The 12154-nt window shown below is 41.4% G+C and carries 11 protein-coding genes; 5 read left to right on the forward strand and 6 right to left on the reverse strand.

Going from position 1 to position 12154, the window contains the following annotated elements; translation table 11 throughout:
* Positions 1-53 precede the first annotated feature (53 nt).
* Genes AU255_RS18345 through AU255_RS18355 form a run of 3 tightly spaced genes read left to right on the forward strand, consistent with a single transcriptional unit; the run spans position 54 to position 930 of the window.
* Positions 54-281, forward strand: coding sequence for an AbrB/MazE/SpoVT family DNA-binding domain-containing protein (locus AU255_RS18345; RefSeq protein WP_080524335.1), 228 nt, complete (start codon positions 54-56; stop codon positions 279-281).
* A 2-nt stretch (positions 282-283) separates the two neighbouring features.
* A complete protein-coding gene (locus AU255_RS18350) occupies positions 284-709 on the forward strand; it encodes a type II toxin-antitoxin system VapC family toxin (protein WP_080524336.1) in 426 nt (141 codons plus the stop codon).
* Complete coding sequence (locus tag AU255_RS18355; RefSeq protein WP_080524337.1) at positions 709-930, forward strand: hypothetical protein; 222 nt, start codon at positions 709-711, stop codon at positions 928-930. The genes AU255_RS18350 and AU255_RS18355 overlap by 1 nt, the downstream gene beginning before the upstream one ends.
* Positions 931-1037: 107 nt before the next feature.
* Here AU255_RS18355 and AU255_RS21520 read toward each other — a convergent pair whose 3' ends face one another.
* The gene (locus AU255_RS21520; RefSeq protein ID WP_080524338.1) at positions 1038-1259 is read right to left on the reverse strand and encodes an SDR family oxidoreductase; all 222 of its coding nucleotides are present in this window, start codon (positions 1257-1259) and stop codon (positions 1038-1040) included.
* 614 nt (positions 1260-1873) lie between these two features.
* On the opposite strand from AU255_RS21520, the gene AU255_RS18365 reads away from it, so the two are divergent.
* Positions 1874-2194 (forward strand): hypothetical protein, encoded by a 321-nt coding sequence (locus AU255_RS18365; protein ID WP_080524339.1) that lies wholly within the window; start codon positions 1874-1876, stop codon positions 2192-2194.
* On the opposite strand, the gene AU255_RS18370 is transcribed toward AU255_RS18365, so the two are convergent.
* The 4 genes from AU255_RS18370 to AU255_RS18385 all read right to left on the reverse strand — a co-directional run bounded on the left by AU255_RS18370 (position 2156) and on the right by AU255_RS18385 (position 8593).
* Positions 2156-3736: an IS66 family transposase gene (locus AU255_RS18370; protein ID WP_080524340.1), complete on the reverse strand. Its 1581-nt coding sequence runs from the start codon at positions 3734-3736 to the stop codon at positions 2156-2158. The genes AU255_RS18365 and AU255_RS18370 overlap by 39 nt on opposite strands.
* 571 nt (positions 3737-4307) lie before the next feature.
* Positions 4308-5696: an IS4 family transposase gene (locus AU255_RS18375; RefSeq protein WP_080523812.1), complete on the reverse strand. Its 1389-nt coding sequence runs from the start codon at positions 5694-5696 to the stop codon at positions 4308-4310.
* 247 nt (positions 5697-5943) lie between these two features.
* Positions 5944-7626: an NAD-dependent malic enzyme gene (locus tag AU255_RS18380; protein ID WP_080524341.1), complete on the reverse strand. Its 1683-nt coding sequence runs from the start codon at positions 7624-7626 to the stop codon at positions 5944-5946.
* Positions 7627-7921: 295 nt separating this feature from the next.
* The gene (locus AU255_RS18385) at positions 7922-8593 is read right to left on the reverse strand and encodes a thiopurine S-methyltransferase (protein ID WP_080524342.1); all 672 of its coding nucleotides are present in this window, start codon (positions 8591-8593) and stop codon (positions 7922-7924) included.
* Between the two features lie 380 nt (positions 8594-8973).
* Here AU255_RS18385 and rmuC point away from each other — a divergent pair, with 380 nt between their 5' ends.
* Entirely contained in the window at positions 8974-10617 is a 1644-nt protein-coding gene (gene rmuC / locus AU255_RS18390) for a DNA recombination protein RmuC (protein WP_080524343.1), read from the forward strand.
* Positions 10618-11075: 458 nt separating this feature from the next.
* On the opposite strand, the gene AU255_RS18395 is transcribed toward rmuC, so the two are convergent.
* Positions 11076-11558, reverse strand: a complete 483-nt coding sequence (locus tag AU255_RS18395; protein WP_080524344.1) for a hypothetical protein — start codon at positions 11556-11558, stop codon at positions 11076-11078.
* Between the last annotated feature and the right edge of the window lie 596 nt (positions 11559-12154).

Genomic DNA, 12154 nt, shown 5'->3' on the forward strand with positions numbered 1-12154 from the left:
ATTAAACCAATAAAAGTATTACCATAAAAGTATTACTTATAGAGGTAGTTATTATGCGCGTAACCAGTAAAGGTCAAGTCACTATTCCACGTGATGTCAGAGAAAGTATGGGTATACATCCCGCAGAAACCGAGGTTGAGTTTTTGCAAGATGAAAACGGGCGCTGGTATCTTGCCAAGGCTAAAACAACAAATAAAACCACTAGCCGATTCCGCACTGCTCATAAAACGGGCAAGTTAACAATGAGTACCGATGACATCATGGCCTTAACACGGGGATAATCATGGCAATCATCCTGATTGATACCTGCGTCATAACAGATTTAGCTGATACTAATAGTGCCTGGTTCGAGTGGAGCGCAGCAACGCTGGAACGGCTGGATCAAAATAACACAATGGTTATTAATCCGATCATTTATGCTGAATGTTCCGTGGGATTTGAGCGTATCGAAGAGGTAGAAGCCTTGTTTGAACATTTGAATTTTGCCATTAAGCCAATGCCTAAAGAAGCCTTATTTCTAGCAGGTAAAGTCTTTTTGCAATATAAAAAGCGCAAAGGAGGAAAAACTAATGTATTGCCTGATTTCTTTATTGGTGCGCATGCTGCAATAGCCAACTATCAATTAATGACACGGGACAAAGGACGGTTCAGCAGCTATTTTCCCAGCATTAATTTAATCATGCCTGGATCACCTACTGAGTTGAACTGATGATAATCAAGGAAGCTGAATTACGCTTTCATGCCAGAGCGCTGGCAACACCGATCATAAGAAAACACGATCAGGAAAATAGCTGGACTATTGCTCTTACTGACAGCCATAAGCTTAATCAAATACTAGAAACTGCAAGAGGACAAGTGCGTCTGTTTAAGCGGCAGAATGCGGCCATGGGGATAGTGTTTGAAATTAAGTTTGGTGAGATATCTAATTAAAAACAGGATAATCACCTGTATTAATACACCTCAATTTATCGGTTTATAACTTATTATGGAGAAGTGGTGAACAGAAACATTTCGGCCATTTTTTTGCGCACGACGAGCTAACTATCTCTGCCAATAGCATCAAGGACTTGGCCGGTCATGCGCCCCTCGACCGATCTCACATAGGCCAGCGCCACCTGCGCAGCTGGTATCCCAGAGCTGGGATCCATCTTCATAGCTACGAGTGTCTCGCGAACCCAACCGGGAGCAACTGCATTGACACGGATGCCACAGGGGAGCTCCAATGCCGCTGCGCGTACAAATCCTTCGAGCCCAGCCATTGTAACCTTCCATAGCAACGTCTACAGGTCGGTTGTATAAATGCTCTTGCCGCTCAATACGGCTAAAAAAATACTGAAACCCTGCTGGTGTATGCGTAATCGAAAATTCGTCCAGAATCCCTCCCTCAGAAAGGCCAATAGCCACATAATGTTCGTGACTACCGATATCAACTGCAACTTGTAAATGGGCTAAATTATGAATGTTCATGACGGCCTCCATAGGTCAACGTTAACAGTGGATACAACACCATCCTGCGTCTCGTCTACTTAGTAGAGCCACAAATGACCCCAAAAAAAGCCATATGAAATCACTCGGCACCATCCCAATAAAGACGTCTCGGACGGCGCAAGTGGCGGGGGCGGCATTTCAAGTTCGAGCCGTTACCCTAAAGTACGACGGACCCCATGAGCCACACCCCCACCAGGTTCAATTTTACACCCCTGGCAAGATGCCCGCCACTTGCTTTGGAGAGAATTTCAGATTGTTGAATAATCGAAAAAAATTCGGCTTGCACTTGCAGATATAAATATATAGATAACTTTTCCTATAAACATCATATCTATTACTCACTTGTCATTTCTCTCCATAATTCTATAGTAGACCCCTTAATCTTATGAATGTTAAAGAAACACAGGTGACCAATATCGCTAACTTTTCATTATTTATGGTCACATTTTCACAGCTGTTATTGCCTCAAATAAAGGCATTAGAGCGTAAAAGTATATTAGATTTGAAAACCACGTTCAGGGCACGTAAGTTCACGCGTCGGATTATTAACTCACTCAGCTTAAATGCAGAGGCGTTTTTAATAACCGATAAGGTTTTTCAAGCCGCAGAGATTGGTAAAATTCATGCTAATGCGGCCTGGTTTTTGGCGAATGTATGTAACTTCTCATTATCCACTGGCAGCGGCCGCACGAATGACTTCCGATAACGGAGGAATCCCTTCTAACTTCAGTAAGCGACTTTTTAAATAACCCCAAAATGACATGCCGTGCTTTCGGCAGGTCTTCTTGAGACTGGCAAAAGTATCACGGGCTTTCCGCCCTGCATCACTTCGTGTACTCCCGCTGATTTTTCGTTTCTTGACGTAATCCCTTATATCCCGTTCGCTTAAATTGTTATGAAGTGGGAGGTAGGGTTTGTCGAGTACACGGAGGAGTTCATGTTGATTTTTCCCCATTCGCCCGAGGGCCTGGTTAAGCGTTTCGTAACAGGTTTTGGTACTGCATAGGATTTGAAAGCGCTGCCTGATACTGCTCGCCTGTTCGGTAACAGGATTAAGTTTATAAGCTTTCAGGTCATGGTAAATCGACCAAAACTGGTCGCGTGCGTCATCTACTGCCTTGGTATGGCTGTCATTTAAAGGAATCAGGCGATTAATCACTCGTTCGGCATGGATCCAGCACAAGGCATGATCAAAGACGTTAAACTGCCCTGCATCATCACTGATAATTGAAAAGTCAGAGGAAATGCCTTGGTCTAGCAGCCCTCCCATCAAAGCACCTTCCGTGACTATTTTTCTGTGCCGAGGTTTAACGATGCCTTGCTGATCCAGCCATTCGCACCAGTCAGGTGCCGTGTTAATGCAGACACTGATATTTTCCAGTGTCGCCAAGATTACAACAGACAGCTTATTTTGTGCCATGTATTCAATGGCACCTGTGTTCAATGTATAAAGCGTTGTTTTGCCTTGTGATAGACAGTTTAAAAAATTGATTCTGCTTTTACTTTCTGTACTACTGAACCAGGCAAAAAAATCATTGCCAATATGTGTGCAATAGCCATTTTGCCCTTTATGCCGTGCGCCAGTATCATCTGTATGAATATATTTAGAAACGGATAATCCCGTCTTCAGTAATTCATCTTTTTCGGCATGAAAATCGTCCAGATCTTCTGTTAGTATATAACTGAGCTTACCGCTCGAAATATCGACGCCTAAATCACGAATTTGTTCCAGTAGTAATGGCTGTGTGACATGTTGGTGATGGTATTGATAGAGAATAAAGGCAATAAGGCTTTTACCAAAACTACCTCCCTGAATGTCTTCAGGAAGCTGACCTAAAATCGTAAGACCCTCTGGCGTTATATATTCTGCTAAACGATAACGAATGTTATGAGTTTGAAAGGTAATATCCTGAATAACACGATCCTGATACCCTTTAAAGCGTGAACCCTCTGGGATTTCATTCGGCTGAATAATTTGGGTTTCATCTATTTTGAGGTTGCCTTTTTTACTGCGCCTTGGGCCTTTTTTCCTTTTTGATGAGGAGTCATCACTTCCTGGGGCACCCTCCTTATCCATTGTACTCGGTTTGATTTTAGGCTTTGTGGTTTCACCTTTAAGCTTGAGTATCTCTTGTGCTAACTCATCAATCTGCTTTTGTTGCCAGGCAAGCATTTCCAATAACACATCGACTAGCGGTGTGCGATCTTCTTTGTTTATCTCTGGTAATTCAGGTTTAGGCGAGTTCATAGAATATATTGTAAAGCAACTTTTTAATATTTTCCCGTGGATAATGAGAAGTTTCCGCAATTGTTCCCTCGGCTCAAAAGCATACGTCCCTGTACACTTTTAAACTGTCGGTCACAAATGCTAGATTCAGTGGCTCTTTCAGCTTTGGTGATGAGTGATTCGTTTCCGTCCCTAGTCTTTGTCCGGTAAGCATCCATGCTAACCTCGCTTTGTGATACTTAAGCTTTATAATCAATATTTCGTATTGTCAGGCTTTGCTTTCCATGCGCTACGCACTCCCAATATTGCTTTGTTAGGCTATCGCCAAACACCATTTTGATTACTGCTCATCCATGAGCAGTAGCGGAAAGCATCCATGCTATCCGCTTCTCAGTCTGGTAGGGTGGGCAGGCTTTTTTGCCCACCGTGTTTATCGGTAAATGGTGGGCAAACGGTAAAGCTGTTTGCCCACCCTACGTTGAATATGGGAGAGCGTTGTTATGTCAAATTAGCGCCGGGAAAAAAGCACAAAAAAAAGGTCTCAGGTACGAATGGCACTTACTTAAGAATAAAACACATAAATCACAGTGAGTTACTTTATTTTCTTCGGGTGTCCATTCTTTCTAATCACTGCTCTTGCTTCTTCTCTAGGTTTCATTAACAAGGAAAAAGGCTTTGGTCTTCTTTTTACTGCACGAGGTTCTATTCGACCAGAACGATTTCCAACCCGCTGCTGAGCAATTAATACAAATAATGATTCTTCAATGACTCCTGTACCAGTAAGAGCCGTCTGTTGAGTCCATGCCAACCACAATTGTAGTGTATGCTTAAAGCTAAGCTGGCGTGGTAATATATCGACTAATAAAGCCGTTTGAGCCATCAATAGTCGAATCAGATTATAGGCCAGAAAATAGACCCATATCTCCTTTTCACTCATTTCGGGTGTTTTACAGCTGAGCGTTTCCATGCCCATCGTCGTTTTTATATTCCGGAAATCAACTTCAATCTGCCAGCGTTTTTTATACAAAACCTTGAGTTCTGGTTTCGATGCTTCTTTAGGGCATAGCAATGTTGTTATGAGTATCTTGCCATGAGTGCTTAACTCACGGATAAGTAACGTTTTCGGTGCAACATCATAGTGCGCTTGTGTCATCCAGTCTGGTTTGATCTTTGGTTTGGTTAGTTCGATTAAGTGATCTCTGGTGCCTATTCGTTTGCCTTTCCTAAAGTCAGTTACCCGTTTACGCGCGCCCATTTGCTCAAAGACGGCATCAATGCCTTTTTCACGCAGTGAAGCTAACAAAAAATAGGTACCATAAAAAGCATCGCCAAGAACAAGGTCTCCCGTATCAAAGGTGTCTATAATATTACGAAGCAAACTTTGCTCATCTGAGCCTTTTCCATTGAACCGTCCTATCGACGCATTTAAAACGGCCCCACTTGAAAGGCAGATAACGCCAACCAACCGACAAATTGGAAAACCAAGTCCTGGTTTTTGACCACTCTGCTGAGGATATACTGCCTGATTTTCAACGGTGTCGGGCATTGTTACAGTGGTTCCATCAATTAAATGTACACGCCTTCCATGCCAGCGCCATTGCTCAGGGATTTGACAGTTAATGAGCTCACCTGTCTGGCAAACTAGGTCAGAAACCATTGCTAATGGCAAACGCTGTCTTGCTCGACAATAACCACCCGTAGAGGTACTAACAGGTGCAAGGCCACCAATGATACGTTTTATTGCTGCATCATTGACCGCTTTTTGACAGGAGCGATCTTCACTCAAGGCTTGTGCTAAAAAAATTGAAAGTGTTTCTGTGGGCGGATAAAGTCGCTCTCGATGTTCAGGTAATAAGGTGTCAATTCTTGATAGCAGTTCAGGGCAGGTGAGCAGGTTAAAAAATTGATACGAATCTGTCTTTTCTGCACATTTTTTTATTCTTTGTTGTTGGCAGCGTAAAAATTTGTTATTAATAAACATTAAGGCAGGTTTCTCGGTGATGGCTAAGTTGTTTTGTCGCAATCAGTTTATCATCGAACCTGCCTTTTTTAATATTTTCAGTAGCTTATATCTTAAGTAAGTGCCATTCGTCTCAGGTACCGAATTGCGAAGTTATCGATAAAACAAATAAGCTACAAAAGAGATCCATCGTTTAACAAGCTCACCCTAATATTCGCAACCGTCTCTGTAAAAAACGACTGAATGCGGCACCTCCCATCCTGCTCTGCTATCGTTTACGGCGATACTCCCGATATTCGGGACTCCAGAAATTAGCCTGAATGTTTTGTTCCAGCTCTGCTCTGGAAACTGCTGGCGCAACGTCTTCTTCAATCGCTTGCAGACCTACCGCCAGGGCAATATACAGGCTGACTTCTCTTAACTGACTTAGTGCAGGCAGCAAGTCATTTCCGGTGCCATTAACCAGCGGAGAACATTCCGCCAGTGCTTCACTGGCAACTATAAACATGGTGTCGGTCACGCGGGTTGCCTGACTGGCAATAACCCCTAAACCGATGCCGGGAAAAATATAACTGTTGTTACATTGCACAATCACTTTTTGCATATCCTGATACTCAACCGGAGCGAAAGGGCTCCCGGTTGCGACTATGGCATTGCCATCGGTCCAGCGTATTACATCCTCAGGCAAGGCTTCGACATGTGATGTCGGATTGGAAAGTGGTAATACGATCGGCTTGCTACAGTGGGCATACATTGTTTTAATGACGGATTCAGTCATCAATCCCGCCTGCCCCGAAACCCCGATCAATATGCTGGGTTTACTTTCACGTACCAGGTCTAACAGACTGACAGCCTGTCCATTGCTACTCCAGGCAGAAATCTCGTTCGGGTCTCTGGCAAATTTTTGTTGAAAATCAAGCAGGTGATCCATATCAGTCGTTAATAAACCATGATGGGTAAACAAATAGATTCGACTCAGAGCCTGCTCTTCGCTTAAACCCTCTTTAATCATGTGCTTTACAATCTGTTCTGCAATACCACAGCCTGCTGATCCACCGCCAATAAAGACGATGCGCTGATCTGTAATCGAACTATTATAGACCTGACAAGCCGCTAACAGGATACCTGCCGTCACTGAAGCTGTACCTTGAATATCATCATTAAAACAACAGATTTGATGCTGGTATTTTTTTAATAAGGGTGTGGCATTGCCCTGAGCGAAATCTTCAAACTGCACCAAAACACCTGGCCAGCGTCGCTTGACCCCTTGAATAAATAAATCGACAAAGTTGAAATACTCTTCTCCTGTCACGCGCTCATGTCGCCATCCCATATACATAGGGTCATCTAGTAAATCTTGATTATTCGTTCCTACATCCAGGGCGATGGGTAAAGTATAAGCAGGGCTAATGCCGCCGCATCCAGAATATAATGACAGTTTGCCGATGGGTATGCCCATGCCGCCTATGCCCTGATCACCAAGCCCTAGAATGCGCTCGCTATCAGTAACGACTATAACTTTGACATTTCTTTTGTCCAGATTTTTCAACATATCCGACATTTTGTCCCGATCCGGATAGGATAAAAATAAACCTCTTTTACGTCTGTAGATACGTGAGAATTGCTGACAGGCCAGTCCCACTATTGGCGTATAGATGATGGGCATCATTTCTTCAAGATGTTTGGTCAACATATTGAAATAAAGCGTTTCGTTGGTGTCCTGGATATTACGCAGAAAGATATGTTTATTAAGATCATTTCTGAGTTCGGAAAATTGGTGATAAACTCTTTTTTCCTGATCGTCAATGGTTTCGACCACAGTGGGTAATAAACCATCCAGGTTAAATTCCAGCCTTTCAGATGCTGTGAACGCAGTGCCTTTGTTTAATAATGCTGTTTCCAGCAAAATAGAATTTGCATAGGAGGTATATAAAGGGCGTTTTTTGTTCATTAGGATCGTGTTTATAAGTTTAGTGTGCTCAGAATAGCGCTTAAATAATTACCAGCAATATTTGCACCAGTTCTAATAATATTTAATCTAAGCAGCAGAGCCTGACTCGATAGTCCGCAGATGTTGTGGATTCAGTGGGCTAATGCCAGGCACTGACCACTAACCTGATTATCTCAATTTGATTAGGGAATTTATCTATTAGAGCGGATATTATAAAAGTTTGCACTGATATAAACTAGCGCTTAAAAATATGCACTGAATTTTTGCGCAGTTCAGGATCTGCAACCTGACATTATCAGCAGATAACATCCGGCCGTTTACTCAGTCTATAAACTTTTTCCTTTAGATTACTTAAACCTCTTGCTCTAAAATTTTCATTGTTTTGCAAAACATCTTCTGCACTAAGCGGCTCTATAGCATAGGTCTTTCCAAACAGGCTGTGTACTTCATTATCATCAACAGAGAATGGCGGCCCTGGCATTTCATACTGAGTATATTCCAATGTTACTAACAAGGTGTGCTCTAGCGCAGGTGCTATTTTGTTTAGATGCTGAACATATTCCTGGCGCATCTCCGAGGGTAAGGCAATTAATGCCGCTCTATCGTATATCGCGAGACAATCATTCAGGTGCTCATTACTCAGGTCAAAGAAATTGCCAAGATAGAGGCTAAGACCCTCCGTTTCCCAGCACTGAAAAGCGCCACAATCAGTGATAATGGGTTCTAGCTGGTTTTCAGAAAAAAAGCTTTGTACTGCCAGCGGGCTAATTTCCACACCGACTACTTGATAGCCATGAGACAGTAACCATAATATATCTCTGCTTTTTCCGCACAGCGGCACAAATATTTTACTGTTCGCGGGAATATCAAGCGTCTCCCAGAATTTTTGTAAATGTGCGTTTATTTCCTGTTCATGAAAACCAATCTGGTTTTGTTCCCATCTTTCTAGCCAAAAATCTGTATGCATTATGTTACCTCTCGTTCTGTCATAGTTTATTATAATTGATAAAAGCTCAACGGCTTCATCAGTTTCGCGGTAATGTTATTTATTTTATATCGCCGCTATGAAATTCAAGATCAACTGGCTATTATCCAGCCAGACTATGGACAAAGCTTACAGACTAAAGCAAATTACCTGCTAACAATGCCCCGAGCTTGTCCCGTTTAGTTGACCGGGGTGTCAGCTCTGATTACAGATCGCCACGCAGTAGCCTATAATGGCCTTACAGCATCTTGCCAACATGCCTGCTATGGGACGCTTAATGCAAGAATTAACTGAAATTCTGGCAGTAAATCCAGAGCCAGGGGATCAATAAACAATTATTCTAACCACAATATACCTATTTAATGAACGAACTGACTCTTGATCCCATTTTCTTATTTGCTTCTATAAGCAGTTTTTTATTGTTTGTTTGCCTGTTGTTACTATTTTTCGTACTCAGAAAAGTCAATGCATTGACTAAATCTAATGCCGAACAAATTAAACTCGAATTAGTCAATCTGTTGCAACAAAATGAAGTGACATTAAAAGAAGGCTTAAATGATTCGCGCAAAGAATTGCGCGATGTCAGTGCTGATAACCGGCGAGAAATACATGATTTATTTAACAGCTTTCAGGATACTTTATTAAAACGACTGGGCGAAAATAGTAGTGATCAAAACCGTCAGTTAGAGGCTTTTAAAACCGCTCTGAATCAGTTATCGGAAAATTTAATTAGTAATTCCTCCGAGCTTAAACGCAGTGTTAACTTATCATTTCATGAAACCAGCGAAGCATTAAATAGAAAACAGGATGAATTTAGAGAAAAAACACTGGAAAAATTAAATGGTTTTGAGCAAAGCATCAAGAGCGACGCCAAGGATAACCGTCAGGAACAAAATGCCAGCCTAAAGTCATTTGAACAGAAATTTTCAGAAGTTATTAAAGAGTTTACCGGGCAATTAGGGGTTAAATTTTCCGATCTGAATACACAGCAATTGACCGCCACTCAGCAAGCAAAAACCAGCATTGTCGAAATCAGGGATGCGATTGAAATGCAGTTAAAAGCAATTAGAGAAGATAATACTCAACAGCTCGGCGAAATGCGTAAAACAGTTGATGAAAAATTACATGAGACTCTGGAAAAAAGATTAGGCGAATCTTTCAAGCTCGTGAGTGATCGTCTTGAGCAAGTGCATAAAGGCCTGGGTGAAATGCAGAACCTGGCTATCGGTGTGGGTGATCTAAAAAAAGTGCTCTCAAACGTTAAAACACGCGGAATCCTGGGCGAATACCAATTAGGTAATATCCTGGAACAGGTGCTTTCACCCGAGCAATACGATATCAATGTCGCCACTAAAAAGGGCAGCCAGGCAAATGTCGAATATGCAGTCAAACTACCCGGTAAGTCTGATCAAGAAACAGTCTGGCTGCCGATTGATTCTAAATTTCCTCTGGAAAGTTATCAGCTGTTATTGCAGGCTTTAGAAGAAGGCGATGTCATTAAAATTGACCTGGCGCAAAAGCAGTTATTGAAAGTAATAGAAAGCTTTGCCAAGGATATCAGTACTAAATATATTGATCCACCTAACACTACCGATTTCGCAATAATGTTTTTGCCTGTGGAAAGCCTTTATGCAGAGGTCTTGCGTCATCCTGAAATGTTTGAGAAATTACAGCGTACCTATCGAATAACCATTACCGGCCCGACAACTTTGTCGGCATTGCTCAACAGCCTGCATATGGGTTTTAGAACCCTGGCAGTACAGAAACGCAGTAGCGAGGTGTGGAAAATACTGGCTGAAGTAAAAACTGAATTTGTTAAGTATGCAGGCCAACTGGAGAGGGTGCAGAAACACCTGCACACTGCTTCTAGCTCTCTGGAGGTTTTACAATCAACACGGACTAGCATGATGGAACGTAAACTGCGTAGTGTAGAGTCAGTGGAAATTGAAAAAACAACTGAATCCATACAAACGCTGGGTAGCTCCGCAAATATTCATGAGGATTGAATACACAACTTGTTAAGTATTACGAACGGACACCACATATTTATAGTCCTCACCTTTCACAGGAGTAATCGCTAGGTCGGATTTGATGTCCAATGTTACGAAAACGCAAGATAACCTCTAACACGAGGGGCTTGTTTTTATTAATGTAATAAGTTTTTTTGCATCAACAGGACGTTTTAGACCAAACTTTATTTCTTTGGCTTTAGCCTCAATGCGCTGTTCGCAACATGTTTTATCTCGTCGAGTCCGACTTTGGAGATCCAGACAAAACCGGCAAACAATTTATTTCCCTCGGAATGAATAAGGGTTGTGTTATTGAAGAGCAAACGAAAAGGTTTATAAACAAATAGCGCCTGTAAAGCACTATTTGTATTGAAATATCAATCAAGATTTTTAATGCGATGGTCCCTTAGCTAGGGAACCTGATTTATAGCATTTTACTGGTCACTTTGTTAGTTTCACTTGCTACCCGCTGCACTATCATGGGTATCCAAAATACGGTTTAGCATATGTGTCTGTTGTGAGGCTCTATCGGCCTGGGTTAAATTAAGCATGCCTTTAAGGTTTTCAAACCCTGCTGCAGCATTTTTTAGTTGTGCAGTAGCTTCAACTAAATCATCCTTCTTTACAGCGGTACGTGCTTTTTTCAAAAAACCATTAGCTCGCATACGATTGCGATCGACTTTATCATTAGCATTTATTTCTTTACTAATTTTTAATGCGTCTTTGATCTCCGCGATAACAATATCGTTATCAGCTTTGTCATTGATAGATTTCATTGCCTGATTAGTTTGACTTATAGTTGCATTAATTGCCTCAAGTGGAGTCATATTGTTATACATGCATGCCATACCCATGCAAACGGCAGTTGCATTAGTCGAAAATACCCCTAAAGAAAGTGTCAATGTAGCAGCGACAGCAGCGCTTTTTAATAATCTCATATATTGTAAACCTCGTTATAGTTATTTTTATTATTTGGTATGTAACTACTTAAATATTAGGCATATTTAAGTAGTTACATACCGAGGTATACCTTATCATAACTTTTAAAAAATTATATGCTGAGGTTAAACAGTCTTTATATTTCGGTAACTTAGCATAAGTATAATATGTCATCTAAATCGCCTGAAAATAATAAAATCAGTACAATTGGAAGTAAGCCTGTATGTTCGACAGCCACAAAACTGACGTGTGAACCCTGACAATATTGGTTAGAATCATTACGATTAATTTATATTTTAAAATTCCTTAGGCAGGAAACTCTATTAATCGATGAAACACGTTGCGAAATCAAGCATTCAAGCAATGCCAAAACGCCGCTAAGTACTGTTAAGGAAAACAACAACAGCATACTCGAAAAAATATTGTAGTATCGAATCCTGAGCAGAGAATTCTCTTCGTGAGCCGAACTGATAAGCAAAGGCTTTTTGTGCCCATTACCTATAAAATGACGCACACTCAGCACTTTGCCCATTCATTCTGCTCTAATTTAACAGGAGTATGTTTTTCCGTTAGTGAAGCTTTTAAAAACATTAAT

The sequence above is a fragment of the Methyloprofundus sedimenti genome, from assembly GCF_002072955.1.
Classification (GTDB): Bacteria; Pseudomonadota; Gammaproteobacteria; order Methylococcales; family Methylomonadaceae; genus Methyloprofundus; species Methyloprofundus sedimenti.